At 37.7% G+C, this 24,880-nt stretch carries 38 protein-coding genes; 2 read left to right on the plus strand and 36 right to left on the minus strand.

Translation table 11 applies throughout. The features are described 5' to 3' along the window. From LDM92_RS03125 to rpsL, 34 genes are all read right to left on the minus strand, one after another. Positions 1 to 846, minus strand: coding sequence for an energy-coupling factor transporter ATPase (locus tag LDM92_RS03125; RefSeq protein WP_223901998.1), 846 nt, complete (start codon positions 844 to 846; stop codon positions 1 to 3). After that, positions 822 to 1,673 carry an energy-coupling factor ABC transporter ATP-binding protein gene (locus LDM92_RS03130; protein ID WP_223901999.1) on the minus strand — a complete coding sequence of 284 codons (852 nt, stop codon included), beginning with the start codon at positions 1,671 to 1,673 and terminating at the stop codon, positions 822 to 824. The genes LDM92_RS03125 and LDM92_RS03130 overlap by 25 nt, the downstream gene beginning before the upstream one ends. Before the next feature lie 308 nt (positions 1,674 to 1,981). Next, positions 1,982 to 2,365, minus strand: a complete 384-nt coding sequence (rplQ, locus tag LDM92_RS03135) for a 50S ribosomal protein L17 (RefSeq protein WP_034980401.1) — start codon at positions 2,363 to 2,365, stop codon at positions 1,982 to 1,984. Positions 2,366 to 2,390: 25 nt separating this feature from the next. Further along, complete coding sequence (locus tag LDM92_RS03140) at positions 2,391 to 3,329, minus strand: DNA-directed RNA polymerase subunit alpha (protein ID WP_034980402.1); 939 nt, start codon at positions 3,327 to 3,329, stop codon at positions 2,391 to 2,393. A 45-nt stretch (positions 3,330 to 3,374) separates the two neighbouring features. Continuing rightward, entirely contained in the window at positions 3,375 to 3,758 is a 384-nt protein-coding gene (rpsK, locus tag LDM92_RS03145; RefSeq protein ID WP_034980403.1) for a 30S ribosomal protein S11, read from the minus strand. A 21-nt stretch (positions 3,759 to 3,779) separates the two neighbouring features. Beyond that, positions 3,780 to 4,130: a 30S ribosomal protein S13 gene (gene rpsM, locus LDM92_RS03150; RefSeq protein WP_034980405.1), complete on the minus strand. Its 351-nt coding sequence runs from the start codon at positions 4,128 to 4,130 to the stop codon at positions 3,780 to 3,782. 20 nt (positions 4,131 to 4,150) lie between these two features. Next, complete coding sequence (gene rpmJ / locus LDM92_RS03155; RefSeq protein ID WP_006729432.1) at positions 4,151 to 4,267, minus strand: 50S ribosomal protein L36; 117 nt, start codon at positions 4,265 to 4,267, stop codon at positions 4,151 to 4,153. A gap of 14 nt (positions 4,268 to 4,281) precedes the next feature. Continuing rightward, a complete protein-coding gene (gene infA / locus LDM92_RS03160) occupies positions 4,282 to 4,503 on the minus strand; it encodes a translation initiation factor IF-1 (RefSeq protein WP_034980408.1) in 222 nt (73 codons plus the stop codon). A gap of 65 nt (positions 4,504 to 4,568) precedes the next feature. Beyond that, positions 4,569 to 5,225, minus strand: coding sequence for an adenylate kinase (locus LDM92_RS03165; protein ID WP_223902000.1), 657 nt, complete (start codon positions 5,223 to 5,225; stop codon positions 4,569 to 4,571). Between the two features lie 10 nt (positions 5,226 to 5,235). After that, the gene (gene secY / locus LDM92_RS03170; protein ID WP_046332449.1) at positions 5,236 to 6,531 is read right to left on the minus strand and encodes a preprotein translocase subunit SecY; all 1,296 of its coding nucleotides are present in this window, start codon (positions 6,529 to 6,531) and stop codon (positions 5,236 to 5,238) included. Further along, positions 6,531 to 6,971 (minus strand): 50S ribosomal protein L15, encoded by a 441-nt coding sequence (gene rplO / locus LDM92_RS03175; protein WP_046332450.1) that lies wholly within the window; start codon positions 6,969 to 6,971, stop codon positions 6,531 to 6,533. The genes secY and rplO overlap by 1 nt, the downstream gene beginning before the upstream one ends. A gap of 22 nt (positions 6,972 to 6,993) precedes the next feature. After that, positions 6,994 to 7,179 (minus strand): 50S ribosomal protein L30, encoded by a 186-nt coding sequence (gene rpmD, locus LDM92_RS03180; protein WP_046332451.1) that lies wholly within the window; start codon positions 7,177 to 7,179, stop codon positions 6,994 to 6,996. A gap of 13 nt (positions 7,180 to 7,192) precedes the next feature. Beyond that, entirely contained in the window at positions 7,193 to 7,699 is a 507-nt protein-coding gene (gene rpsE, locus LDM92_RS03185; RefSeq protein ID WP_034980420.1) for a 30S ribosomal protein S5, read from the minus strand. 16 nt (positions 7,700 to 7,715) lie between these two features. Beyond that, positions 7,716 to 8,075, minus strand: coding sequence for a 50S ribosomal protein L18 (rplR, locus tag LDM92_RS03190; protein WP_034980422.1), 360 nt, complete (start codon positions 8,073 to 8,075; stop codon positions 7,716 to 7,718). Between the two features lie 21 nt (positions 8,076 to 8,096). Next, on the minus strand, positions 8,097 to 8,627 hold the full coding sequence (rplF, locus tag LDM92_RS03195) for a 50S ribosomal protein L6 (RefSeq protein WP_046332452.1): 531 nt from the start codon (positions 8,625 to 8,627) through the stop codon (positions 8,097 to 8,099). A gap of 24 nt (positions 8,628 to 8,651) precedes the next feature. Next, positions 8,652 to 9,050, minus strand: a complete 399-nt coding sequence (gene rpsH, locus LDM92_RS03200) for a 30S ribosomal protein S8 (protein ID WP_038523731.1) — start codon at positions 9,048 to 9,050, stop codon at positions 8,652 to 8,654. A gap of 22 nt (positions 9,051 to 9,072) precedes the next feature. After that, positions 9,073 to 9,258 (minus strand): type Z 30S ribosomal protein S14, encoded by a 186-nt coding sequence (locus tag LDM92_RS03205; RefSeq protein WP_034980430.1) that lies wholly within the window; start codon positions 9,256 to 9,258, stop codon positions 9,073 to 9,075. A gap of 12 nt (positions 9,259 to 9,270) precedes the next feature. Continuing rightward, positions 9,271 to 9,813, minus strand: coding sequence for a 50S ribosomal protein L5 (rplE, locus tag LDM92_RS03210; protein WP_034980431.1), 543 nt, complete (start codon positions 9,811 to 9,813; stop codon positions 9,271 to 9,273). A gap of 14 nt (positions 9,814 to 9,827) precedes the next feature. Beyond that, positions 9,828 to 10,091, minus strand: a complete 264-nt coding sequence (rplX, locus tag LDM92_RS03215) for a 50S ribosomal protein L24 (protein ID WP_045928451.1) — start codon at positions 10,089 to 10,091, stop codon at positions 9,828 to 9,830. Positions 10,092 to 10,107: 16 nt separating this feature from the next. Then, positions 10,108 to 10,476, minus strand: a complete 369-nt coding sequence (rplN, locus tag LDM92_RS03220) for a 50S ribosomal protein L14 (protein ID WP_034980437.1) — start codon at positions 10,474 to 10,476, stop codon at positions 10,108 to 10,110. Between the two features lie 32 nt (positions 10,477 to 10,508). Next, a complete protein-coding gene (rpsQ, locus tag LDM92_RS03225; protein ID WP_052726888.1) occupies positions 10,509 to 10,775 on the minus strand; it encodes a 30S ribosomal protein S17 in 267 nt (88 codons plus the stop codon). Positions 10,776 to 10,793: 18 nt separating this feature from the next. Next, positions 10,794 to 10,991, minus strand: a complete 198-nt coding sequence (gene rpmC, locus LDM92_RS03230) for a 50S ribosomal protein L29 (RefSeq protein WP_046325352.1) — start codon at positions 10,989 to 10,991, stop codon at positions 10,794 to 10,796. Next, positions 10,981 to 11,421: a 50S ribosomal protein L16 gene (gene rplP, locus LDM92_RS03235; RefSeq protein WP_046332453.1), complete on the minus strand. Its 441-nt coding sequence runs from the start codon at positions 11,419 to 11,421 to the stop codon at positions 10,981 to 10,983. Before rplP ends, rpmC begins: the two co-directional genes overlap by 11 nt. Then, the gene (gene rpsC, locus LDM92_RS03240) at positions 11,421 to 12,092 is read right to left on the minus strand and encodes a 30S ribosomal protein S3 (protein ID WP_046332454.1); all 672 of its coding nucleotides are present in this window, start codon (positions 12,090 to 12,092) and stop codon (positions 11,421 to 11,423) included. Before rpsC ends, rplP begins: the two co-directional genes overlap by 1 nt. A 13-nt stretch (positions 12,093 to 12,105) precedes the next feature. Beyond that, on the minus strand, positions 12,106 to 12,459 hold the full coding sequence (gene rplV / locus LDM92_RS03245) for a 50S ribosomal protein L22 (RefSeq protein ID WP_034980453.1): 354 nt from the start codon (positions 12,457 to 12,459) through the stop codon (positions 12,106 to 12,108). Between the two features lie 19 nt (positions 12,460 to 12,478). Continuing rightward, the gene (gene rpsS / locus LDM92_RS03250) at positions 12,479 to 12,760 is read right to left on the minus strand and encodes a 30S ribosomal protein S19 (protein WP_034980456.1); all 282 of its coding nucleotides are present in this window, start codon (positions 12,758 to 12,760) and stop codon (positions 12,479 to 12,481) included. An 18-nt stretch (positions 12,761 to 12,778) separates the two neighbouring features. After that, positions 12,779 to 13,615: a 50S ribosomal protein L2 gene (rplB, locus tag LDM92_RS03255; protein WP_223902001.1), complete on the minus strand. Its 837-nt coding sequence runs from the start codon at positions 13,613 to 13,615 to the stop codon at positions 12,779 to 12,781. 15 nt (positions 13,616 to 13,630) lie between these two features. After that, a complete protein-coding gene (gene rplW / locus LDM92_RS03260; protein ID WP_034980462.1) occupies positions 13,631 to 13,942 on the minus strand; it encodes a 50S ribosomal protein L23 in 312 nt (103 codons plus the stop codon). Then, entirely contained in the window at positions 13,939 to 14,571 is a 633-nt protein-coding gene (gene rplD / locus LDM92_RS03265) for a 50S ribosomal protein L4 (protein ID WP_223902002.1), read from the minus strand. The genes rplW and rplD overlap by 4 nt, the downstream gene beginning before the upstream one ends. A gap of 14 nt (positions 14,572 to 14,585) precedes the next feature. Continuing rightward, the gene (gene rplC / locus LDM92_RS03270) at positions 14,586 to 15,215 is read right to left on the minus strand and encodes a 50S ribosomal protein L3 (protein WP_046332457.1); all 630 of its coding nucleotides are present in this window, start codon (positions 15,213 to 15,215) and stop codon (positions 14,586 to 14,588) included. A gap of 24 nt (positions 15,216 to 15,239) precedes the next feature. Continuing rightward, positions 15,240 to 15,548 (minus strand): 30S ribosomal protein S10, encoded by a 309-nt coding sequence (gene rpsJ / locus LDM92_RS03275; protein WP_034980470.1) that lies wholly within the window; start codon positions 15,546 to 15,548, stop codon positions 15,240 to 15,242. 521 nt (positions 15,549 to 16,069) lie between these two features. After that, positions 16,070 to 18,163 (minus strand): elongation factor G, encoded by a 2,094-nt coding sequence (fusA, locus tag LDM92_RS03280; RefSeq protein ID WP_046332458.1) that lies wholly within the window; start codon positions 18,161 to 18,163, stop codon positions 16,070 to 16,072. 24 nt (positions 18,164 to 18,187) lie between these two features. Next, positions 18,188 to 18,658, minus strand: coding sequence for a 30S ribosomal protein S7 (gene rpsG / locus LDM92_RS03285; RefSeq protein ID WP_034980476.1), 471 nt, complete (start codon positions 18,656 to 18,658; stop codon positions 18,188 to 18,190). A gap of 14 nt (positions 18,659 to 18,672) precedes the next feature. Continuing rightward, positions 18,673 to 19,080 (minus strand): 30S ribosomal protein S12, encoded by a 408-nt coding sequence (rpsL, locus tag LDM92_RS03290; RefSeq protein ID WP_034980479.1) that lies wholly within the window; start codon positions 19,078 to 19,080, stop codon positions 18,673 to 18,675. A gap of 186 nt (positions 19,081 to 19,266) precedes the next feature. Here rpsL and LDM92_RS03295 point away from each other — a divergent pair, with 186 nt between their 5' ends. Beyond that, positions 19,267 to 19,956 (plus strand): prepilin peptidase, encoded by a 690-nt coding sequence (locus LDM92_RS03295; protein ID WP_223902003.1) that lies wholly within the window; start codon positions 19,267 to 19,269, stop codon positions 19,954 to 19,956. A 70-nt stretch (positions 19,957 to 20,026) separates the two neighbouring features. On the opposite strand, the gene LDM92_RS03300 is transcribed toward LDM92_RS03295, so the two are convergent. Continuing rightward, positions 20,027 to 20,548, minus strand: coding sequence for an ECF transporter S component (locus LDM92_RS03300; protein ID WP_223902004.1), 522 nt, complete (start codon positions 20,546 to 20,548; stop codon positions 20,027 to 20,029). A gap of 239 nt (positions 20,549 to 20,787) precedes the next feature. Between LDM92_RS03300 and LDM92_RS03305 the strand changes: the two genes are divergently transcribed. Next, the gene (locus LDM92_RS03305) at positions 20,788 to 21,207 is read left to right on the plus strand and encodes a DUF3021 family protein (RefSeq protein WP_444979779.1); all 420 of its coding nucleotides are present in this window, start codon (positions 20,788 to 20,790) and stop codon (positions 21,205 to 21,207) included. 6 nt (positions 21,208 to 21,213) lie between these two features. Here the strand turns inward: LDM92_RS03305 and rpoC are convergent, their stop codons facing one another. Further along, entirely contained in the window at positions 21,214 to 24,873 is a 3,660-nt protein-coding gene (rpoC, locus tag LDM92_RS03310; RefSeq protein WP_223902005.1) for a DNA-directed RNA polymerase subunit beta', read from the minus strand. Positions 24,874 to 24,880: the final 7 nt, after the last annotated feature.

Genomic DNA, 24,880 nt, shown 5'->3' on the forward strand with positions numbered 1-24,880 from the left:
TCACCCCTTCAAATTATTTTCTATTTCTTTAACTAAATTATTAATGCTTAATGGCATTTCGGTAAATTTATAGTTAGTTAATTTGCCTGCAAATAGAGAAGCTTTGGGTTCTTCTAGATGATGCTCTTGCAACCACTTACGATCTTTAAAAATTTCTGTAGGTGTGTCTTGCTTAATAAGTTTACCTTGTTCCATAACTAAAACATTATCGGCATATTTAGCCACATCGTCCATATTATGTGTAACTAATATTACTGTGTGTCCTTGTTTTTGGTAATCAGAAAATAGTGCCATCATTTGTTTACGCGCTTCCGGATCAAGTCCGGCCGCTGGCTCATCCAAACAAAGAATATCTGGTTCATACGCCATTACTCCAGCTATTGCTACTCTTCTCATTTGGCCACCAGAAAGTTCAAATGGTGATCTTTTACCAATTTCTTCAGATAAACCCACTCTTTTTAGCCAATATTTAGCACTTTCAAGAGCTTTTTCATTCTCATAACCAAAATTTTTAGGACCAAAGGCAATATCATCCAAAACAGTATTTTCAAACAACTGCGTTTCAGGAAACTGAAAAACTAAACTTACATGTCTTCTTAAATCCTTTAAATTTTTATTTGTAGTTTCTGGCGTTATAGTTGTACCAGCTATTTCTATTTTTCCTGTTGTAGGTTTAATAAGAGCATTAAAATGCTGCATAAGAGTCGATTTCCCACTACCCGTATGTCCAATTATTGCATTAAAAGTCCCATCTTTTAACTCAAAAGAAACATTATCTAACCCCTTTTTTGCAAGTGGAGTTTCGGGAGAATAAATATAGCTTACATTTTTGAATTTAATTGACATAGATAATTAATCAACTCTTTTTCTGAATCTAAGTTATCAGGTAATTTTATTGCATCTTGCTGCAATTTTTCTTTAATTTGCTCAAAAAACGGTACATCTAGACCTATGTTTTTAAGAAGGCTAACTTGACTAAAAACAGTTTTAGTACTTCCTTGTGTAATTAATTTACCATCATTCATTACTAAAACTTGATCAGCCATATTAGCTTCATCAATGTCATGAGTAATGGAAATTACAGTCAAGTCATACTTTTCTTTCATATCCTTAACAATTGAGAGTATTTGATTTCTTCCCTCAGGATCTAGCATTGAAGTAGCTTCGTCTAACACAATAATTTTAGGCTTAATAGCTAATATACCAGCAATAGCCACTCTTTGTTTTTGACCACCCGATAAATTTGCAGGCTCTGCATTTGTGTATTCGCTCATGCCCACAGCTTTAATCGCTTCCGGAACTATTTTAACCATTTCTGAATGAGGAATGCCACGATTTTCTAAGCCAAATGCAACATCGTCAGCCACTGTTGCTCCCACGAACTGATTATCAGGATTTTGAAAGACAATGCCTACTCTATTGCGAACTTCCCAAACTGTATCATCCGTTAGTTTTATTCCATCTACTTCAATTGAAGGACTACCATTTTCATCTGGTACTAGCAAACCATTAATTAGGCGGATAATTGTTGATTTACCACTACCATTATGACCAATAATTGAAGTCCATGAACCCCTTTTTACATTGAAACTAATGTTATCTATAGCGGGAGCGTCTGACTCTGGATAGGAAAAACTTACATTTTTTATTTTAATAATATTATCGGTTGCCATACTCTCACCGTCCTAAAAGTCTGATTCAATTGTACCAAAAAAAACAACAATTCTGAATACTGATTGAAACCTTTATAGATCAAAATTATCATTTCTATTACCTAATAAGATTTAATTCGTTCTGAATTCATTTTAAAAAATTATCTTACTTTTTTGGTGCTTAAACAAAATAAAAAGAGCAAAAAAAATCACCCATGAGGAGGGATAATATAATTATCTAAGCTAGACTAAACTTTCGTCATCATCTTAACGCTTATTCTCACTCTCACGGATAATTCTTAATAGCTATTAAGTTTGGATTATTTGAATTAAACTAATTCTAAAATAACCATTGGAGCTGCATCACCCTTACGAGCTGTGGCAAGCTTCATAATTCTGGTGTATCCACCATTTCTATCTTTGTAACGAGGTGCAATATCGCTAAAAAGCTTTTGCAAAGCTGATTTAACAACTACTGCATCCTTTTCTTCATGAATATCAGCAACTTCATCTCGAACAAAAGCAGCTGCTCTTCTTCTTGCAGCCAAATCTCCGCGTTTGCCTAAAGTAATCATCTTTTCGGCGGTTTTGCGAACTTCTTTAGCACGAGCTTCGGTAGTAGTGATGCGTTCCTTCATGATTAATTGAGTAGTCATTTCTCTCAGCATTGCTTTTCTATGTGCACTGTCACGTCCCAATTTACGGTATGCCATCAGTTTACCTCCTTTATTTCTTTAATTAATCTTCTTGACGTAATGATAGTCCCAAGTCAGCTAATTTATTTTTAACTTCTTCCAACGATTTACGTCCTAAATTACGTACACGCATCATATCTGCTTCTGTTTTATCAGTCAATTCTTGCAGCGTATTAATACCGGCACGCTTAAGACAATTGTATGAACGAACAGAAAGATCAAGCTCTTCAATTGTCATTTCAAGCTTCTTTTCAGCTGTATCGTCCTCTTTTTCAACCATTACATCATTGAATTTAGTATTTGCATCAGCAGTTTCAAACACTTTAAAGTGTGCAACTAATATTTTGGCTGCGAAACTGAGGGCATCGTTAGGCTTGATTGAACCATCTGTCCAAATCTCTAAAGTGAGCTTGTCAAAATCGTCTCTTTTACCAACACGAGTTGATTCAACTTGATAATTAACCTTTTTTATTGGAGAAAATAAAGAATCAACCGGAATAACCCCAATTGGCATATCCTCACTCTTATTATCACTTGCTGCAACATAGCCACGACCATTTTTAACAGCAATTTGCATATGCAAGTGACCACCGTCAGCAATAGTACAAATATATTGATCAGGATTTAGGATTTGAATGTCTGCGTCAGCTTTAAGATCATCGGCGGTTACAGTAGCCGGACCCTCTACGTCAATTTCAATAATCTTTTGTTCATCTGAAAAAGACTTTAATTCAAGTTTCTTAAGGTTCAGGATTATCTTAGCGACATCTTCTCTTACGCCTGGAACGGTTGAGAATTCGTGTAAGACATCATCTATTTGAACGTAAACAAGTCCTGTACCTGGGATAGATGTCAGTAAAACTCTACGTAATGAGTTACCTAAAGTAGTACCAAAGCCTCGTTCAAGTGGTTCAATAACAAATTTACCATAAGACTTCTCTTGGTCTACTACGGTAATATTTGGTTTTTCAAATTCAATCATTACTAGGCCCCTTTCAAAACGCAATGTCCTTCATTAAGAACAAAATTAAACACGACGACGTTTTGGTGGTCTAGAACCATTATGAGGAACTGGTGTAACATCGCGAATAGCGGTGATTTCAAGTCCAGTCGCTTGTAGTGATCTTATAGCAGATTCACGACCAGCACCAGGACCTTTAACAGAAACTTCTACATGTTTCATGCCTTGATCCATTGCGCTCTTAGCTGCTGCTTCGGCCGCCATTTGTGCAGCAAATGGTGTAGACTTACGACTACCTTTAAAGCCTAATGCCCCAGCTGAAGACCAAGCAATCGCGTTGCCTTGAACGTCAGTAATCATGACTAAAGTATTGTTAAACGTAGAATGAATATGAGCAACGCCTTTTTCAACGTGCTTCTTCACACGACGTTTACGTGCTGTTTTAGGCATCAATAAACCTCCTTAAAATTTCTATTTATTTTTCTTACTACCCTTGCGTGTACGGGCATTATTTTTGGTATTTTGACCGCGAACCGGAAGTCCTCTACGGTGACGAATACCACGGTAAGAACCAATATCAATTAACCGTTTGATGTTCATACTTACTTCTCTACGTAAGTCACCTTCAACACGGTATTTATCAACTTCTGCACGAAGCTTCTCTTGGTCATCTGGAGTCAAATCTTTTGAACGTATGTCTTCAGAAACACCAGCATCCGCACAAATTTTTTGTGCTGTTGGTTCACCAATTCCGTAAATATATGTTAATGCAACAACTATTCTTTTATCTCTTGGTAAGTCAACACCAGCAATACGTGCCATAAATTGCACCTCCTATTATTTTAACCTTGACGTTGCTTGTGCTTTGGATTTGCAGAGCAAATAACCATTACACGACCATTTCTTTTAATTATCTTACAATGTTCACACATTGGTTTAACAGATGGTCTAACCTTCATGTTTCCCTCCGTTATTACTTTATAAATCGATAAGTTATTCTACCTTTAGTCAAATCATAAGGAGAAAGTTCCACAGTAACACGGTCTCCAGGTAAAATGCGAATATAGTGCATCCTAATCTTACCGGAAACATGTGCTAAAATCACAGCTCCATTTTCCAATTCAACTTTAAACATAGCATTAGGTAGGGTATCAACAACCTTACCCTTTACTTCTATGACATCATCTTTTGCCAAAGCCGTTCCTCCGCATTTAAACAGTCATACTTTGAAATTATAACACGGAAAAGTAAATATACAAATTATTGCTTTTTACTTAAAACCGCATCAACATTCTTAAACACTTCTTCAGGTGTCTGTTCACCATCTACAACAGTGAACAAACCTTTTTTCTGGTAAAAGTCTTTCAGCGGTGCATTCATCTTTTCATTTACTTTTAAACGATTTTGTACTACTTCAGGTTTGTCATCTTCACGTTGGTAAAAGTCATGGCTACCACAACGATCACAAGTTTCCTTAACTTTAGGCATTTTCGTAATCTTGTTATATGTTGCACCGCACTTTTTACACATAAAGCGTGCTGATAAACGTCTTATCAAAGTTTCTTCTTTGACTTCAAGTGAAATTACATTTGTTAGTTGCTTATTCATGCGCTTAGCAATATCTTCGAAAAGCTCTGCTTGAACAATTGTCCTCGGAAAGCCGTCTAAGATATAGCCTTCATTAATGTCTGGTTGACCTAAGCGCTCTTCAACTAATTTTGCAGTAACTTCATCTGGTACCAAATCACCTTTATCAATGTAACTTTTAGCTTCAAGACCAACTTTAGTCTCATTAGCCATTGCTTCTCTAAACATATCCCCAGTTGAAATATGAGTTAGATGATATTTATCGACAATTTGTTCTGATACCGTACCTTTGCCAGCACCAGGCAACCCTAAAAGAAATATATTAATCATTTATCCATTCCTATCTGATGAATCCAACGTATTCTCTCTTCATTAACAATCCGTTAATTTGACGAGATAGTTCCAAGACAACACCAATAACAATTAAAAGGCTAGTACCGCCTAATCCAATTGAACTTGGTAAATCCCAAAAATTAGTAGCAAGCTGTGGCAATAATGCTACCAGACCTAAAAATACAGATCCTACAGTTGATAACCGAATTAGTACCTTTGATACATAATCCTGTGTATCTTTACCGGGCCAAACACTCGGAATGTACGCACCTTGTTTTTGTAAATTCTTAGCCAGCTTCTCAGGATTAACCTGAACAAAAGCGTAAAAGAATGTAAACAAGATAATTAAAACAGTGTAGATTATGACTCCAGGGGTAGTTTGCATACTAAATATGTTGGTCATTATTTTATACCATTGTTGATCGCCTTGAGACTTCTGAAAGGCCATCAAAATTGTTGCTGGTGTAATAATGAATGAACTAGCAAATATGACTGGAATAACTCCAGAAACATTAACCTTTAATGGCAAAAAACTTTCAGAGCCACTAATAGTTGCTCGTCTTGTGTATTGTATTGGAATTCGACGATCTGCCTGTTCTACCCATGTAACTAATTGGGTTACGATAAGTATTGCAATGATAATCGCGATGAAGAACAAAATCCCTTGCCAACGATCACTAGCGTTATTATTGATAACGCCATCTTTATAAAGTTGCCAAAGGCCACGAGGTAGCCGAGCTATAATACCAGCAAAAATAATTACTGAAACTCCATTACCTAAACCTTTATCAGTAATTTCATCACCAAGCCAAGTTAAAAGCATCGTTCCAGCCGTCATAATTATTGCAATTTCGCCATAAGACTGCCAATTTTGTGACTTAACTAGGCCCATTTGTGTTAATGCATTGAAACCAAGCGTAATTCCTATACTTTGAATAAATGCCACAAACAAAGCAAGCCAACGAGTTACATTATTAGTCTTTCGTCGTCCAACTTCACCTTGTTTGCCCCACTCTACTAGTGTTGGAACAATATCCATCTGTAACAGCTGAATAACAATTTGTGCAGTTATATAAGGGGAAACACCTAATGAGAAAATTGAATAATTATCTAGTCCCCCACCAGAAACTGTATCCAGCATCGGAACTAAACCAGTTTGTGCAACTTGAGTAATCGCTTTTGCGTTGACACCTGGAACAGTAATATTCGCTCCAATTCGGTATATCAAAAGAATAAAGAGTGTAAAATAAATTTTATTTCTTATTTCTTTATCCTTAAAGGCGTTCTTCAAGGTCGAAAACATTAGATCACCTCAACAGATCCGCCTGCTTCTTCAACTGCTTTTTTAGCAGTGGCGGAAACTTTGTTAACCTTTACGTTTAACTTAACTTTTAACTCACCTTTTGCAAGCAATTTAACGCCTGATAATTCTTTCTTTACCAAACCTTTTTCTTTAAGACCAGCAACTGTAACTTCGCTGCCATCCTCAAACTTGTTTAAGTCATCTAAGTTAATGATTGCATACTCTTTACGATTAACGTTCTTAAATCCACGTTTTGGCATGGTTCTAAATAATGGCATTTGACCACCTTCAAAACCTAGACGGGTATGACCGCCTTGACGAGACAACTGTCCCTTTTGGCCACGGCCAGAAGTCTTTCCAAAACCACTTGAAGTACCACGACCAACACGTTTTCTTGTATTGCGTGAACCCTCAGCAGCATGTAATTCATGAAGCTTCATTAATTGGCACCTCCTCAACTAGTTATTTATTAATCTCTTCAACTGAAATCAGGTGGGCAATTTTCATTAATGCACCACGAGTTGCAGCATTGTCTGGTAAAGTAGCTGTACTATTAATTCTACCTAAGCCAAGAGCTTTCACAACTTTTCTTTGGTTAGGCAGACGGTGCGCAGCACTTCTAATTAAAGTAACTTTTAATTCAGTCATTTATTCAGTCTCCCTAATCTAATTCAGCGTGACGAAGCTTTTCAACATCTTCACTTGTTCTAAGTTTCTTCAATCCATCTATTGTTGCACGAACAACGTTGATAGGAGTATTAGAACCAAGTGACTTAGAAGTAACATCAGCGATACCTGCCATATCCATAACGATACGAACGGCACCACCGGCAGCAACACCTGAACCTGCTGGAGCAGGTTTAATCATGATACTACCTGATCCATAATGACCAATTACTTCATGAGGAATAGTAGTACCAACCTTAGGAACCTTGATCATATTCTTTTTACCAGCTTCAACGGCCTTACGGATTGCTTCTGGAACTTCTTGAGCTTTACCAGTACCAAAGCCTACACGACCTTTTTTGTCGCCAACAATTACCAGGGCAGCAAATCTCATTCTTTGACCACCTTTGACAACCTTGGTGACACGATTAATTGCTACTAACTGATCTTCGATGTCGTCTTTATTTCTGCGATTATTACGAGAATCGTTGCGGTTTGCCATGTATTTATCTCCTTTCCTAGAACTCTAATCCGTTTTCACGAGCGGCATCTGCCAATGCTGAAATACGGCCGTGGTATAAATAACCACTTCTATCAAACACTACACTAGTAATGTTTTTAGCCTTTGCTGCTTCGGCAATACCTTTACCAACAGCTTGAGCTTGTTCTACTTTAGTTTGATCCTTTGATACAGAATCATCTAAAGTTGAGGCACTTGCTAGCGTTACACCCGCTACGTCATCAATTAATTGAGCGTAGATGTTTTTGTTTGAACGGAAAACGCTTAAGCGTGGGCGCTCAGCAGTACCAGAAATTTTGCTACGAATACGTTTATGACGCTTTAAGCGCAATTTGTTCTTATCTGGTTTCGAAATCACAATTTCACCTCAAAATTTTTACTATTTACCTGTCTTACCTTCCTTACGACGTACGTATTCATTAGTATAACGAATACCTTTACCCTTATAAGGCTCTGGCGGACGTACATCGCGAATTTCAGCAGCAAATTGTCCTACATTTTGCTTAGAAATTCCTTCTACTTCAATATCAGTTGCTGAAGTAGCTTTTACTGAAACACCTTCTGGTGCAGTCATTACAACTGGGTGAGAATAACCGACATTTAAAGTTAATTTGTTACCTTGTGCAGTGGCACGATAACCAACACCAATTAATTTTAAAGTTTTCTTGTAACCATCAACTACACCTTCAACCATAGAAGCTAGATTAGCTCTTTCAGTTCCATGAAGTGCTTTATCATTTTCATTTGAACGTGAAAAGTTGATCTTGCCATCTTCTTGTTTAAAGGTAATTTTTGGATCAAAATATCTAGTCAATTCACCCTTAGGTCCTTTAACAGTGATATTGTCACCATTTTTGGTAACAGTGACACTATCTGGGACTTCAATTGTTTTTAAACCGATACGGCTCATTGATTGCTCTCCTTTCTGTCAGAATTACCAAACGTAAGCGATAACTTCGCCACCAACATCTTTTTGTCTTGCTTCTTTGTCAGTAATCACACCTGCAGAAGTAGATACGATGGCTATACCCAAACCATTAAGTACTTTAGGTAGGTTTTCGGCACTAACATAATTTCTAAGACCCGGCTTAGAAATTCTCTTTAAGCCTGAAATGACACGTTCGCCGTCAGGACCATATTTCAAGAAAATCTTAATCATACCCTGTTTATTATCATCGGTAACTTCGTAATCACGGATGAAGCCTTCGCGTTTCAAGATTTCTGAAATAGATTTTTTAATGTTTGATGCAGGAATTTCAACAGAATTATGTTTTGCCATATTGGCATTTCTAATTCTAGTCAAGTAGTCTGCGATCGGATCTGTCATGACCATTTATGCTATCCTCCAATCCGTATTACCAACTAGCCTTTTTGAGGCCTGGGATTTGACCTTTGTGAGCTAAATCTTTCAAGCAAATACGGCATAAACCAAACTTACGATAAACGGAGCGTGGACGACCACATCTCTCGCAACGAGTATATTCACGTGAAGAAAATTTAGCAGGACGATGATTTCTAATTTTTTGTGATGTCTTAGCCATTAATGTCCTCCATTATTTTGCAAACGGCATACCAAACTGACCTAGAAGCTCACGAGCTTCTTCGTCTGTATTGGCAGTAGTAACGATAACAACATCTAAACCCCTAGTTCTATTAACTTTATCAAAGTCAATTTCTGGGAAAATCAATTGTTCCTTAATACCTAAAGTGTAGTTACCACGACCATCAAACGAACGGCTTGATACACCGCGGAAGTCGCGAACACGAGGAAGTGAAACACTGATTAACTTATATAAGAAATCGTACATTCTATCGCCTCTAAGAGTTACCTTAGCACCAATAGACATACCTTCACGCAAGCGGAAGTTAGCAATTGACTTTTTGGCTTTAGTAACCAATGGCTTTTGACCTGAGATTAAAGTCAATTCCTCTACAGCTTCATCTAAGTTTTTAGCATTAGAAACAGCGTCTCCAACACCCATGTTCAAAACTATTTTTTCAATCTTTGGTACTTGCATAACTGAGCTGTAATCAAACTTTTCTTGCAATGCAGGAACAATTTTTTCTTTATATTCTTGAGCTAAATAATTTGCCATTTGTGTCCTCCCTTCTACTTCTTAGTTTCTTCTTTTTTGTCATTGGTTTTGCCTTCTGACTTAGCAATGACTTTAACGTTTGATGCGTGAATTGATCCTTCAGATTCAACTACACCACCATTAGCATTAGTCTGAGAAGGTTTTTGATGTTTCTTGATCTTATTAACGCCTTTGACAACCACACGATTTTTCTTAACGTTAACAGATAAAACAATACCTTCTTTACCTTTGTCTTTTCCGGTAATAACTTTTACTTTGTCACCAGTTTTAACAAACATCAGTGCACCTCACTTATTATAAGACTTCAGGAGCAAGAGAGACGATTTTCATAAAGTCGTGCTCACGCAGCTCACGTGCAACAGGCCCAAAGATACGAGTACCTCGTGGACTCTTATCTGCATTGATAACTACACCAGCATTTTCATCAAACTTGATGTATGATCCATCTTCACGGCGTGCGCCTGATTTTGTTCTAACAATAACGGCCTTGACAACGTCACCTTTTTTGACAACGCCACCTGGTGTTGCTTGTTTAACAGTTGCAACCACAATATCACCAATGTTACCAGTCTTACGTCTTGATCCACCTAAGACTCTAATAACTAAAAGTTCTCTGGCACCTGAGTTATCAGCAACCTTCAAACGGGATTCATTTTGAATCACTATATAATCCTCCCCTCACTAAATCCGCAAAATTAAACAGATTTTTTAACAATTTCAACTAAACGAAAGCGCTTTGTACGAGATAATGGACGAGTTTCCATGATACGAACAGTATCGCCAACTTTAGCTTCATTTTTATCATCTTGTGCGTAATATTTCTTTGAATATTTGATACGTTTCTTGTAGACAGGGTGATTCTTATAAGTATCAACAACAACAGTTATAGTCTTGTCATTCTTATCAGAAATTACTTCGCCTTGATATACGTGACGATGATTTCTTTCGATTGATTCGCTCAAGTTAATAACTCCCTTCCACTAATCTTTTTCCAATGCTTTTTCGCTAAGAATTGTTTTAATTCTAGCAATGTTTTTACGGACTTTACTTAGGCGAGCGGTATTTTCTAATTGACCCGTTGCTTGTTGAAAACGCAAATTAAAGAGTTCTTCTTTATATTGCTTTTCCTTGTCTAACATTTGATCAGTGGTTAATGCTCTGATTTCTTTAGCCTTCATTAGAATTGCCACCTACTTCCGAACTTTTAGTCACAAATTTGCATTTAATTGGTAGCTTAGTTGCAGCAAGTCTTAAAGCTTCACGAGCAGTAGCTTCATCAACGCCACCAATTTCAAACATAATCTTTTCTCTCTTGACTACAGCTACCCAGCCTGCAGGTGCACCTTTACCGGAACCCATCCGGACACCAACACCCTTTGCAGTGTATGATTTTTGAGGGAAAATTCTAATCCAAACCTTACCGCCACGTTTCATGTAACGAGTCATCGCAACACGGGCAGCTTCGATTTGTTGTGTAGTAATCCAGTGGGACTCAAGGGCTTGTAATCCATATTCACCAAAAGCAATGGTCTTACCACCCTTAGCAGCGCCACGCATCTTACCACGAAACTCACGACGGTGTTTCACCCTTTTTGGTACTAGAGGCATTATTTGCTTCCTCCCTTCGCAGCTTTTTCGGGCTTCTTACTTTTAGAAGGTAAGATTTCACCCCGGTTAATCCATACTTGAACACCAATTTCACCATATGTGGTGTAGGCATTTACCCAAGCATAATCAATATCAGCTCTTAAAGTTTGTAATGGAACACGACCTTCTGTATGCCATTCTCTTCTTGCCATGTCAGCGCCGTTCAAACGACCAGATGTTTGTACTCTGATTCCCTTAGCACCAGCACGCATTGTTCTTTGAGTGGCTTGACGAGTAGCACGTCTAAAAGCAATACGAGCTTCAAGTTGACTAGCAATGCTTTCAGCCACTAATTTGGCATCAAGATCTGGTTTTTTAATTTCAACAATATTAACGTGTACTTGCTTCTTAGTCAAAGCATTTAATTCTCTTCTTAAAGCTTCAACTTCAGAACCACCTTTACCAATTACCATACCAGGTTTAGAAGTATTGATTGATACGTTGATTCTGTTGGCTGCACGTTCAATTTCAACAGTAGAAACAGAGGCATTCTTTAACTTTTTATCAATGAATTTTCTGATACGCAGATCTTCATTTAAAGTTTCTTTGTATCCTCTGTCAGCATACCATTTAGATTCCCAGTCACGAATTACGCCGAGACGAAAACCATTTGGGTTAATCTTCTGACCCATTAATATACCTCCCTTAATCGTTCTTTTCTGACACTACTACAACTACATGACTAGTTCTCTTATTAATAGGAGAAGCCATACCTTTGGCACGTGGTCTAAATCTCTTTAAAGTAGCTCCTTCATTTACGTATGCTTCAGATACATAAAGATTGGCGCTTTCAAGATCATAATTGTGTTCTGCATTTGCAATTGCTGAGCGTAAAACTTTTTCAACGATTGGGGAAGCAGCTCTAGGCGTAAATTGCAAGATTGCCAATGCTTCAGCAACGTCTTTGCCACGAATCAAATCAACGACTAAACGTGCTTTTCTTGGAGCAATACGAACTGTTCTTGCTTCTGCCCTAGCTGAACTAACTTGTTCTGCCATTTAAGTGTTTCTCCTTTCTTTATTTTGCAGTAGCCTTGTCGTCAGATGTCTTATGTCCACGGAAAGTTCTTGTCGGAACAAATTCACCTAACTTATGACCAACCATATCCTCGGTAATATATACTGGGACATGCTTTCTACCATCGTAAACAGCTATAGTCAAACCAACAAAAGAAGGAAAAATAGTTGAACGACGTGACCAGGTTTTAATAACCTGTTTTTTATCTGTATCTGCCTGTGCATCAACTTTCTTTAATAAAGATGCATCAGCAAAAGGCCCTTTTTTAATACTACGGCTCATTAAATTACCCTCCTTCTATTATTTGCTACCTTTACGGTGACGTACAATTAACTTCTCGCTGGCTCTCTTACTATTTCTAGTCTTAATACCGCGAGCTTTCTTGCCCCATGGAGTCATTGGTTGTGGGCGACCTACAGGAGCTTTACCTTCACCACCACCATGTGGGTGATCATTAGGGTTCATTACTGAACCACGTGATTGTGGGCGTCTGCCTAACCAGCGACTACGGCCAGCTTTACCTAATTGGATTAATGAATGTTGTTCATTACCTACAACACCGATAGTTGCGCGACAAACTGATAAAATCTTGCGAACTTCACCACTCTGTAATTTAACTAAGGTGTACTTACCATCATTACCTAAAACTTGAGCACTGGCTCCAGCACTTCTAACAAGCTGACCACCTTTACCAGGACTTAATTCAATATTGTGAATTGATGTACCAGTTGGAATATTCTTTAATGGTAAAGCGTTTCCTGGCTTAATATCTGCGTTAGTTCCAGATTCTACCACATCACCAACTGTTAAACCCTTTGGTGCTAGGATATAAGCTTTAATACCATCGGTATAGTGAAGAAGCGCAATATTAGCAGTTCTATTTGGATCGTATTCGATTGCCTTAACTACAGCTTTGGCGTTATCTTTATTACGTTTAAAATCAATAATACGATATTTTTGCTTATGTCCACCACCACGGTGTCTACTAGTAATATGACCATAAGAGTTACGACCTGCAGTGTGTGATTGTGACTCAAGTAAAGTACGCTCTGGCTTGCTCTTGGTAATTTCAGCAAAGTCAGAAGTAGTCATATTACGGCGACCATTTGTGGTTGGCTTATAAATTTTAATAGCCAATTGACTGACCTCCTATTACTTGTTTTCTTCTTTATTATCGTTATCGTCTTTGAAAATTTTGATGTCGTTTGAATCCTCAGTTAAGGTGACGATTGCTTTACGTGTACGAGCAGTTTTACCTGAATAGCGACCAACACGCTTATCCTTACCACGAACATTCATGATATTAACTTTTTTGACCTTAACATCAAAAATTTCTTCAACAGCATCACGAACTTGAGTCTTGGTTGCAGTTAAAAGCACGTTGAAAGTGTATTTCTTATCATCCATTAAGTTCGTTGACTTTTCAGTAATGACAGGTCTTAAAATGATATCGTGTGCACTCATTTCGTCGAAGCCCCCTCAACATTCTTTTCAATCATTTCAACGGCTTCTTTTGTCAAGATTAATTTGTCATAGTTGACAACATCTTCAACATTCAAACCATTTGCAGTGATTACCTTAACATTTGGCAAATTCTTAGCTGAGTATTGAACATTCTTATCTTCAGAAACAACTAAAACTTTGCCTTCAACTTTTAAGCCGTCTAAGATTGACTTAAATTCTTTTGTTTTAGGAGCTGACATTGTCAATTGATCTAAAACAATTAAATCTTTATCAATCAACTTTTGAGAAAGAACAGACTTAATAGCCAAGCGCCTTTGCTTTCTTGGCATTGAGTACACATAGGAACGTGGAGTTGGTCCGAAAACTACACCACCACCACGCCATTGTGGTGAACGGATGGAACCTTGACGAGCACGTCCTGTACCTTTTTGTTTCCAAGGTTTCTTACCACCACCACGAACAGCGGATCTATTTTTAACCTTCGAGGTGCCTTGACGTCTGCCAGCTCTTTGTCTGATAATTGCGTCAAAAACTACGCTCTCATTTGGCTTAATACCAAACACTTCATCATTTAAAGTAACTTCACCAGCATCTTTGCCCTTTTGATCAATAACCTTTAAATTAGCCATTCTAGTCCTCCTTCCTATTTATTACTTTTAACAGCAGATCTAACAGTAAGCAATGAATTCTTAGCACCAGGAACATTGCCCTTGATTAACAATACATTCTTATCTGCTACAACTTTTTCAATTACTAAGTTTTCAATGGTAACTTTCTTCATTCCCATGTGGCCTGGCAAACGCTTGCCTTTAGGTACACGGTTAATGATGGAACCCATTGAACCAGGAATTCTGTGGTATCTTGAACCGTGAGTTTCTGGTCCACGTGATTGGCCCCAACGTTTAATGTTACCTTGGTATCCATGACCTCTTGTAGTACCAGTGACGTCAACTACGTCACCTTCCTTAAATGTGTCCACAGTAACTTCTGAGCCGACTTCGTAGTCCTTAAGCTCAACTCCGCGGATTTCACGTATGAAGCGCTTAGGCGAAGTCTTTGCTTTTGCAGCATGACCTTTTTCTGGTTTGTTGCTCAAAACTTCACGCTTATCTTGATATCCTAATTGAACTGCTTCGTAGCCGTCTGATTCAACTGTCTTAACTTGCATAACTACATTAGGAGTTGCTTCAACAACAGTTACGGGCACAAGGATACCATCTTTAGTGAAGATTTGGGTCATACCAACTTTTCTTCCTAAGATTCCTTTGGTCATGATTACACCTCTTTCTTTTTAAAATTAAAGTTTAATTTCGATGTCAACACCACTTGGTAAATCAAGCTTCATTAAAGAGTCAACAGTTTTAGGTGTTGGATTTAAAATATCGATTAAACGCTTATGCGTACGAATTTCAAATTGTTCACGTGAGTCCTTGTTCATGTGTGGTGAACGCAAAACAGTAAACAATACCCTTTCTGTTGGCAATGGAACTGGACCTGAGATTTCAGCTCCAGTTCTCTTTGCAGTAGCTACAATTTTAGCAGCTGATTCATCGAGAATACCATGTTCGTATGACTTAAGTCTGATACGAATTGATTGACTTGCCATTAAATTACCTCCTCAACGTCTTCTTTAAAAGATGACTAGCTTCCACAAAAATTCCCGGCACCACCTCTGTGGCAATGCAGCCTGGTGTGCCGCAACCTTTTGTATCAACGCTTTACAACAAAATGTGCTTTAAGGCAGAATACGCCCTAGACACACAAAAAATAGTATACCTGTTTTATGCCTGAATATCAAGGCTTAAAGGATACTTTTCTTGATATTAACGCTAAAATACTAGAACTTTAACAATTTTTATAAAAATTAAAAAATGTAATTACTAGCAGTAAACAAAATAAGCTCCAACTAGAATAATTTCAACAAATTTGCCTAAATTTATAATAATAAATTTAATAAGTGTAAGAAAGATTAATGTGGTCCCAAAATTCCATTTAAAAATACTTTTAGATTTTTAAACTTTTGGTTCCTAATAAGCTTAATTAAAAAGTTTTAAACAGAATAAAAAAGAGCTATTGGCAAAGCCAACAGCTCAATTATTGTATTTATTTTTGTTTAACTATTAAAAATTATTCTGCGTTGCCGCCACGCTTTTTAATAATTTCTTCTTGGATGGACTTAGGAGTTGGTGAATAGTGATCAAAGACCATTGTAAATGTACCACGACCCTGTGTTGAAGAACGCAAAGTAGTTGCATAGCCAAACATTTCGGCAAGTGGAACCATTGAATTTAGAACTTTAGCACCAGCACGATCTTGCATATTGTCCATCGTACCACGACGAGCTGTAATTGAACCCATTACATCGCCAAGATAGTCTTCAGGTGTAATTACTTGAACCTTCATAATAGGTTCAAGGATAACTGCACCTGCTTTAGGAGCAGCATTTCTCAATGCCAATGATGCAGCAACCTTAAAAGCAGCTTCAGAAGAGTCAACTTCGTGGTAACTACCATCATAAAGCTTAGCCTTGACGTCAATTAATGGATAACCAGCAAGAATACCGTTCTTCATTGATTCTTGCAAACCTGCGTCAACAGCTGGAATAAATTCACGAGGAACAACACCACCGACAATGGCATCTTCAAACTCGTAACCTTTTCCTCTTTCATTTGGTGTAAATTCAATCCAGACATCACCGTATTGACCCTTACCACCAGACTGACGGACAAATTTACCTTGTGCCTTAGCAGGTTTAGTAAAGGTTTCACGATAAGCAACTTGTGGCTCACCAATCTTAGCTTCAACATGGAATTCACGTTTCATACGCTCAACCATGATTTGCAGATGCAACTCACCCATTCCGGAAATTAAAGTCTGACCAGTTTCGGCATTTGTTTCAGCCCTAAAAGTCGGGTCTTCTTCAGTCAACTTTTGCAAAGCGATGTCAAGTTTATCACGATCAGCTTTAGATTCAGGCTCAATAGAAACTTGAATAACTGGATCTGGAACTTCCAAACTTTCCAAAATCAATGGATGATCAGGGTCAGTTAATGAATCACCAGTTGTAGTGTTCTTTAAACCGATGGCACCAGCAATATCACCGGAAAATACTTCAGGAATTTCACTTCTGGAGTTGGCATGCATTTGCAACAAACGACCAACACGTTCACGGCTATTTTTAGAAGCATTTAAAACGTAGGACCCTGATTCAAGTGAACCGGTGTAAACACGAATATAAGTTAAACGACCAACAAATGGGTCAGTAGCAATCTTAAATGCTAATGCGGAGAATGGCTTTTCATCTCCAGCAACTAATTCAACTTCTTCACCAGTCTTTGGATCATGAGCAACATAAGGTTTAACATCTAATGGAGATGGCAAATAGTCCACAACGCCATCAAGCATCATTTGTACACCCTTGTTTTTGAAAGCTGAACCTGCAAATACAGGGAAGATCTTCAAATCCAATGTAGCTTTACGAATAGCAGCTTTTAATTCATCAACAGAAATCTCATCACCGTTAAGGTATTTCTCCATGATGTCATCATCAACATCTGCTACCTGTTCAATCAGTTCACCCCGACGCTTTTCCGCTTCTTCTTTGTATTCATCAGGAACAGGAATAGTATCCCATTTAGAGCCAAGTTTATCTTCATCATAAACATCAGCTACCATGTTAAGTAAATCAATAACACCTTCGAAGCTTTCGGCAGAACCAATTGGCATTTGCACAGCTAAAGCATTGGCATTTAAACGTTCGTGTAAAGACTTAACAGACTTGTCAAAGTCTGCCCCAATCTTGTCCATCTTGTTAACAAAAACAATTCGAGGAACACCGTAAGTTTCAGCTTGGCGCCAAACATTTTCAGTTTGAGGTTCTACACCAGCTTGAGCGTCAAGAACAGTTACGGCACCATCAAGAACACGCAAGGAACGTTCAACTTCGATAGTGAAGTCAACGTGTCCAGGGGTATCGATAATGTTAATTCTGTAATCTTTCCATTGTGCAGTAGTAGCTGCAGAAGTAATAGTGATACCACGTTCTTTTTCTTCATCCATCCAGTCCATTTGTGAATCACCCTCATGGGTTTCACCAATTTTATGGATCTTACCAGTGTAATAAAGAATACGCTCTGTTGTGGTAGTCTTACCCGCATCAATATGGGCCATAATACCAATGTTACGTGTTTTTTCTAATGGAAATTCACGCTTATTAGCCATAGATTTTTTCCTTTCCCTAAAAAATTAGAAACGATAGTGTGCAAATGCACGGTTAGCTTCAGCCATACGGTGAACATCTTCACGCTTTTTAACAGCTGAGCCAGTATTGTTTGAAGCATCAATAATTTCGTTAGCCAAGCGTTCATCCATAGTATGTTCATTACGTAAACGAGCGTAAGAAACTAACCATCTTAAACCTAAAGTAGTTCTTCTTTCAGGACGAACTTCAACTGGAATCTGATAGTTTGAACCACCAATACGGCGAGCTCTAACTTCCAAAACAGGCATAATATTATTCATAGCTTCTTCAAAAACATCAAGTGGCTCTTTGCCGGTCTTTTCTTTAACAATGTCAAAAGCATCATAAAGGATTGAAGAAGCCTTAGCTCTTTTACCATCAATCATTAAATGGTTGATCAACTTAGTTACGAGCTTTGAATTGTATACTGGATCCGCTAAAATATCTCTTTTAGCTACATGTCCTTTTCTAGGCATTATTTAACTCCTCCTTAATCTTTCTTGGCACCGTATTTAGAACGGCCTTGCTTTCTGCCTTCAACACCAGCAGTATCAAGGGCACCACGAATAATATGGTAACGAACACCAGGAAGGTCCTTTACACGACCACCACGAATTAAAACAACAGAGTGTTCCTGTAAATTATGACCTTCACCTGGAATATAAGCAGTTACTTCAATTAAGTTTGAAAGACGCACACGAGCATACTTACGCAAAGCTGAGTTTGGCTTCTTTGGCGTCATAGTACCGACACGAGTTGCAACTCCACGCATTTGAGGTGCTGGATTAGCTACTAGCTCTTTCTTCATACTGTTGTAGCCATAGCTTAAAGCTGGTGACTTTGATTTAGTCGTCTTAGTGTGACGGCCTTTTCTTACCAATTGGTTAATGGTTGGCATTAAATTTTCCTCCTAAAAAATTTATTATTTTGTTCACACATCCAGGAGTTTCTTTTTTTAGTCCTAGATAATCTTCAAAATACACAATGACTATTGTACTCGCTTGTCGCAAAAAAGCAAATTATTTTTATTAATAAAAAAGCAAGTTAAATTTTTTGCGTATCTGATTAGGCGAGGTAAATAATTATGGAATGGATTTTTGGAATTAGCAATTTTTTGATTGGCACATGCCTAGCTTCTCATGCATGTGTAATTATCGAAAGACTCGGCAAAGAAGACTTTATCTTCAGTCGCTCAAAATGCACTAATTGTAATCAACAGCTGTGCTTGTTAGATGAAATACCTTTAATTTCCTATTTAATACTTAAAGGTCGTTGCCGTTATTGTAAAATTCACATTCCCTGTGAATATTTTTTAACAGAATTTTTAGGCGGTTTCGCTTTTTATAAAATAAATTTCGGCAACATCCAGGGGATATATACAGCAATTGTTTTATTTAGCCTACTATTAACTGCAATCAGCGATTATCAAGTTCAGGAATTTGATATTATCTTGGTATTTCCTGCACTTGTTATTTCGGTTCTACGTATAATGAATAATTTAAACAGTATTAGTATTATAGGTTTTATTCGGTTTTTTCCCGTCTTTTTGCTTTTGCTTTTTGAAACAATTAGAAAAAAATGCGGTAGTGGAGACTTAATAGTCTATCTAATCTTATCCTTTTACTTTAGCTCTAAATTAGCCAATTTAACTTTTTTAATTGCTTCAATAACTCTGCTAATCGTTTTTTTCAGCAGCGAAATGAATGAGAAACAGCCTATAGCATTTATTCCTTTTATTTACATTGGATTAATCATTCAACTTTTATGTAAATAAAAAGCTGCATCTTAAATAAAATAAGATGGCAGCTCCTATAAACCATAAAAATTATTTTTTCAAGCATGTGTTAACTGTATCTTGCCAGCAAATTCTGAAAACTTGGCAGCAGTACTAGGGCTAATACTACCCCAACTGCTCCTTGAATTGTATTGGTAAAAAGACTGGCAAAGCCAGCTGCCCACGTATAAAGAACTGTATTAGTGATAAAATAGCCGGCTACCATAAAAAATACTCCTACTACTCCGGCAATTCCCCCCTTGACTATCTGATTTCTTAAATTCCAGTATTTAAAGACTAATCCAACAAAGAAGCCTTCTAAACCATGGACAACAAGAGAAAATAGCATAAACTGGCCATATCCACCCAGAAGATCAAGTAAAAATCCTGAAAGACCACCAACTACACCTCCAGCTACAGGACCAAACAAAAGTGCCACTAAATAAATAATTGCATCACACAAATTAATATTTCCATGAGTCAAGGGCATTGGAATAATGAAAATTCGACTAACAACAACGTTAATCGCAGTTAATAATGCTAATAATACAAGTCTCTTTAAAGAAAAATCATTTTCCCTCAATTTCAACATCCCTCTCATGATTTTTTCTGATTATATCATTTTTTAATCATAATATCACTAATTATTCATAAAATTCCAAATTATAAAATATATACGGCACTTTTTCTCATTAAATATGATCCAGTTTTTTCACTTATTTTCTAATCAGTGCAAGTGTTCAACTTCATTTTACAATTTACCTTCTTTTATGTTTTAGACCATGATAAAATCTTATATATAAAATTAATTGAGGAAAAACGATGCACTAAATTTTATCTGCAGTAACACGGGGCGCCATACCTTTTATCATTATGAGTATATTTTCAGGAATTATGAAATTACAACATATCGATGATTATAGCGTCACATCGACATTTATCACGGGACTAATAATAACTGCAGTTGCTGCAACCTCTGTTATTTATGATGTCGAAAGTTGGTCGTTAACAAGACAATCTGTCGCTCACTTTCTAATCATGCTGGTTACCGTATATCCTTGTTTAGTATTCAGTGGTTGGTTCCAAACTAAATCAATACTAGATTTAGCGAAAATATTTGGTCTTTTTGGTTGTTGGCATTATTTTATGGACAATATCATATATGTTATTTGGAAAGATTTTAAAGTAAAAATTTTGGGTAAACAAAAAACTGTTCCGTTAGTAATTTCTAACGGAACAGTTTTTAATTAAATTAGATTATGATTCCTTAGCTTGGTCTGCTTCCTTCATCTTTTTCTCAATATCAGCAATTGAATAAACAGATTTAGGTTTCTTTACATCTGACTCAGGTTCCATATCACGATAAATCGGAAGACCAGTACCAGCTGGAATTATCTTACCAATAATAACATTTTCTTTTAATCCAAGTAGCGGATCATTCTTTCCTCTGATAGAAGCATCAGTTAATACACGAGTTGTTTCCTGGAAGGAAGCGGCTGACAAGAAACTGTTGGTTTCAAGAGCGGCTTTAGTAATACCCAAAATTACACTTTGTGCAGTTGCAGGAATACCACCTGAAATAATCACAGACTTGTTACGGTCCTTAAACTGATTAATATCCATTACCTCACCCGGTAAAAGATCAGTTTCACCTGGATCAAGCACACGAACTTTTTGCAACATTTGTCTTGTCAATACTTCAACGTGTTTATCAGAAATATCAACACCTTGCATTCTATATGCTTTTTGGACTTCAACCAGAATGTACTCCTCAGTAGTTAAGGTATCAGTAACCTGAATCAATTCTTTTGGATCGATGGAACCAAGAGTCAATTTGTCACCACGATGAACTTCATCACCCTCGGCAACAGCAACTGAAGCAGTATAAGGCACGCTGTAACTTCTAGTATCGATTCTGCCTTTGACAGTAATCTCACGAGTATGTTCAGCAGGATTTTCCTGAATTGAGTCAATTACTCCATCTACTTCAGAAATTATCGCACGTCCTTTAGGATTACGAGCTTCAAACAATTCCTGCACACGAGGAAGACCTTGAGTAATATCTTCAGCACCGGCAACACCACCGTTGTGGAATGTACGTAAAGTAAGCTGTGTACCAGGCTCACCAATAGATTGAGCAGCAACAGTACCAACTGCTTCACCAACTTCAACTTCTTCACCAGTGGCAAGGTTCATACCGTAACATTTGCGACAAACACCGTGTGGTGTATCACAAGTTAGGATCGAACGGATCTTCACGTTAGTTACACCAGCATCACAAATCTGATGTGCTATATCTTCATCCATCATGACATTGCGACCAACAATTGTAGCACCAGTCTTTGGATCCTTCACTGTTTCGGCAGTAAAGCGGCCAAGTAAACGATCATAGAGCGGTTCAATTAATTCGTCACCCTCCATAATTGCATGAACATTAATGCCACGGTCAGTCCCACAGTCATCATCACGAATAATAACATCCTGTGCAACATCTACTAGACGACGAGTCAAGTAGCCAGACTGAGCAGTCTTCAAGGCGGTATCGGTCATTCCCTTACGAGCACCATGAGTAGACATGAATAATTCTAGAACTGACAAACCTTCCTTAAAGTTAGAAGTAACTGGAATTTCGAACAACCCACCGTTTGGTGTTGCCATCAATCCACGCATACCAGCAAGTTGAGTAAAGTTTGAAATGTTACCACGAGCTCCGGAGTCGGCCATGATAGTAATAGGGTTACGCGGGTCATAAATCTGAGCAATTTCGTCTTGAACTTGGTCTTTACAATCATTCCAAATACTAATTACCCGGTCGTGTCTCTCATCTTCAGTAATCAAGCCACGTCTAAACTGCTTGGACACAACATCAACTTGTTTATGGGCCTTAGCAACTTTTTCATCTTTATCTTGAATTTCAGGAACATCAGTCATACCGATTGTAATACCAGAAGTAGTTGAACTGGTATATCCCAAAGTCTTCAAATCATCAAGGTATTCAGAAGTTCTTTGAACTTTGTAATACTTGTAAATTGTAGCAATTGAATCGGACAAGAATGACTTCTTAAATGGTGTAGAAAGTAAATCGTTTGCTACAGTATCTATTTTTTCATGAATATCTTCACCAGGCTCCAAGAAGTACTTGGCTGCAAGTGGATTATTTAAATTTTCTTCAGTTGGCTCGTTAACGTAGAAATAGTCTTCTGGGAAAATTTGATTAAAAATGATTCTGCCATATGTAGTAACAAAAATGCCATGTTCATAACCTTTAGGCCATGCTTTCTTAAGCATTGAATCAGCAGACATTCCGATAATAGTGTGATAATGAATGTCACCGTTGGTGTAAGCAACGGTTGCCTCATCAGGTGAATTGAAAATCATTCCTTCACCTTCACGACCTTTTTCAGCTTGAGTTAACCAATAGTTACCCAAAACTATATCTTGAGATGGAGTAACAATAGGCTTACCATCCTTAGGAGCCAAAATATGGTGAGCAGCTAGCATTAACATCCGCGATTCAGCAACAGCTTCGTCAGATAATGGCACATGAATGGCCATCTGGTCACCATCAAAGTCAGCATTATATGCTTCACAGGCAAGAGGGTGCAGTCGAATAGATTTGCCCGGCACTAAAACAGGTTCAAAAGCTTGAATACTCAAACGGTGTAAGGTAGGAGCCCGGTTTAGTAATACCGTTCTTTCCTTGATTACATCTTCAAGTACGTCCCAGACGTCATCGTCTTCGCGATCAATTTTACGCTTAGCACTCTTAATATTTGTAGCAATCTTACGTTTAACGAGTTCGTGCATTACAAATGGTTTAAACAATTCTAGAGCCATCGGACGAGGAACACCACATTGATAGAATTTTAATTTTGGTGAAACGTCAATAACTGAACGGCCTGAATAATCAACACGTTTACCCAGTAAGTTCTGACGGAAACGTCCCTGCTTACCCTTAAGCATATGTGACAGAGATTTAAGTGGACGGTTACCCGGTCCTACTACAGAACGACCACGACGGCCGTTATCAATCAATGCATCAACGGCTTCTTGCAACATCCGTTTTTCATTTTGCACAATGATATTAGGAGCATTTAAGTCAAGCAGCCTCTTTAGCCTGTTGTTACGATTGATAACACGCCGGTATAAGTCGTTTAAATCTGAGGTTGCAAAACGGCCACCTTCGAGTTGAACCATCGGCCTTAAATCTGGTGGTATAACAGGTACTGCGTCAATAACCATCCATTCTGGCTTGTTACCGGAATCTTTAAACGCATCAAGAATATCAAGTCTTCTAATGGCCCGAGTCCGTTTTTGACCAGTTGCAGTTTCCAATTCTTTCTTTAAATCGGTAACTTCTTTATTTAAATCAACCTTACGGAGCAAGTCACGAATTGCTTCTGCACCCATTTTTGCAGTAAAACGATTGCCATATTTAGCTTTTTGCTCACGATATTCAGCTTCAGTCAAAAGCTGTTTAAATTCAAGGTCGGTATCTCCTGGATCAATTACAATATAAGCCGCAAAATAGATAACTTCTTCAAGAAGTCTGGGAGAAATATCCAAAATAAGTCCCATTCTTGATGGAATACCTTTAAAGTACCAAATATGAGTAACAGGTGCAGCTAATTCAATATGGCCCATCCGCTCTCTTCTAACTTTAGAGGAGGTAACTTCAACACCACAGCGATCACAAACGATCCCACGGTATCTCACACCCTTATATTTACCACATGCACATGACCAATCTTTTGTCGGTCCAAAAATTCGTTCATCAAATAAACCGTCTTTTTCCGGCTTTAAAGTTCGATAATTAATAGTTTCCGGCTTTTTAACTTCACCGTATGACCAGCTACGAATTTTATTAGGAGAGGCAAGACCAATTTGCATGCTTTCAAATTTATTTACGTCGATCAAAAGTTTA

The organism is Lactobacillus laiwuensis (assembly GCF_019972835.1).
Taxonomy (GTDB): domain Bacteria; phylum Bacillota; class Bacilli; order Lactobacillales; family Lactobacillaceae; genus Lactobacillus; species Lactobacillus laiwuensis.

Coding starts and splice junctions, on each gene's coding strand:
- rpsH (WP_038523731.1), bottom strand. CDS start 9,050: ATGGTCATGACAGATCCGATCGCAGACTACTTGACTAGAATTAGAAAT.
- rpsJ (WP_034980470.1), bottom strand. CDS start 15,548: ATGGCAAGTCAATCAATTCGTATCAGACTTAAGTCATACGAACATGGT.
- rpsL (WP_034980479.1), bottom strand. CDS start 19,080: ATGCCAACCATTAACCAATTGGTAAGAAAAGGCCGTCACACTAAGACG.
- rplP (WP_046332453.1), bottom strand. CDS start 11,421: ATGCCTCTAGTACCAAAAAGGGTGAAACACCGTCGTGAGTTTCGTGGT.
- rplC (WP_046332457.1), bottom strand. CDS start 15,215: ATGACCAAAGGAATCTTAGGAAGAAAAGTTGGTATGACCCAAATCTTC.
- LDM92_RS03205 (WP_034980430.1), bottom strand. CDS start 9,258: ATGGCTAAGACATCACAAAAAATTAGAAATCATCGTCCTGCTAAATTT.
- secY (WP_046332449.1), bottom strand. CDS start 6,531: ATGTTTTCGACCTTGAAGAACGCCTTTAAGGATAAAGAAATAAGAAAT.
- rpsK (WP_034980403.1), bottom strand. CDS start 3,758: ATGCCTAAAACAGCACGTAAACGTCGTGTGAAGAAGCACGTTGAAAAA.
- LDM92_RS03295 (WP_223902003.1), top strand. CDS start 19,267: ATGGAATGGATTTTTGGAATTAGCAATTTTTTGATTGGCACATGCCTA.
- rpsM (WP_034980405.1), bottom strand. CDS start 4,130: ATGGCACGTATTGCTGGTGTTGACTTACCAAGAGATAAAAGAATAGTT.
- LDM92_RS03140 (WP_034980402.1), bottom strand. CDS start 3,329: ATGATTGAATTTGAAAAACCAAATATTACCGTAGTAGACCAAGAGAAG.
- rplV (WP_034980453.1), bottom strand. CDS start 12,459: ATGGCAGAACAAGTTAGTTCAGCTAGGGCAGAAGCAAGAACAGTTCGT.
- LDM92_RS03125 (WP_223901998.1), bottom strand. CDS start 846: ATGTCAATTAAATTCAAAAATGTAAGCTATATTTATTCTCCCGAAACT.
- rpsE (WP_034980420.1), bottom strand. CDS start 7,699: ATGGCAAACCGCAACGATTCTCGTAATAATCGCAGAAATAAAGACGAC.
- rplQ (WP_034980401.1), bottom strand. CDS start 2,365: ATGGCATACCGTAAATTGGGACGTGACAGTGCACATAGAAAAGCAATG.
- rplF (WP_046332452.1), bottom strand. CDS start 8,627: ATGAGCCGTATCGGTTTAAAAACAATTGAAGTCCCAGATAGTGTCACT.
- rplO (WP_046332450.1), bottom strand. CDS start 6,971: ATGAAGCTTCATGAATTACATGCTGCTGAGGGTTCACGCAATACAAGA.
- rpsC (WP_046332454.1), bottom strand. CDS start 12,092: ATGGGTCAGAAGATTAACCCAAATGGTTTTCGTCTCGGCGTAATTCGT.
- rplX (WP_045928451.1), bottom strand. CDS start 10,091: ATGTTTGTTAAAACTGGTGACAAAGTAAAAGTTATTACCGGAAAAGAC.
- rpsS (WP_034980456.1), bottom strand. CDS start 12,760: ATGAGCCGTAGTATTAAAAAAGGGCCTTTTGCTGATGCATCTTTATTA.
- LDM92_RS03165 (WP_223902000.1), bottom strand. CDS start 5,225: ATGATTAATATATTTCTTTTAGGGTTGCCTGGTGCTGGCAAAGGTACG.
- LDM92_RS03300 (WP_223902004.1), bottom strand. CDS start 20,548: ATGTTGAAATTGAGGGAAAATGATTTTTCTTTAAAGAGACTTGTATTA.
- rpsG (WP_034980476.1), bottom strand. CDS start 18,658: ATGCCTAGAAAAGGACATGTAGCTAAAAGAGATATTTTAGCGGATCCA.
- rplE (WP_034980431.1), bottom strand. CDS start 9,813: ATGGCAAATTATTTAGCTCAAGAATATAAAGAAAAAATTGTTCCTGCA.
- rplW (WP_034980462.1), bottom strand. CDS start 13,942: ATGAGTGCACACGATATCATTTTAAGACCTGTCATTACTGAAAAGTCA.
- rpmC (WP_046325352.1), bottom strand. CDS start 10,991: ATGAAGGCTAAAGAAATCAGAGCATTAACCACTGATCAAATGTTAGAC.
- fusA (WP_046332458.1), bottom strand. CDS start 18,163: ATGGCTAATAAGCGTGAATTTCCATTAGAAAAAACACGTAACATTGGT.
- LDM92_RS03130 (WP_223901999.1), bottom strand. CDS start 1,673: ATGGCAACCGATAATATTATTAAAATAAAAAATGTAAGTTTTTCCTAT.
- rplD (WP_223902002.1), bottom strand. CDS start 14,571: ATGGCTAATTTAAAGGTTATTGATCAAAAGGGCAAAGATGCTGGTGAA.
- rpmJ (WP_006729432.1), bottom strand. CDS start 4,267: ATGAAGGTTAGACCATCTGTTAAACCAATGTGTGAACATTGTAAGATA.
- rpmD (WP_046332451.1), bottom strand. CDS start 7,179: ATGACTGAATTAAAAGTTACTTTAATTAGAAGTGCTGCGCACCGTCTG.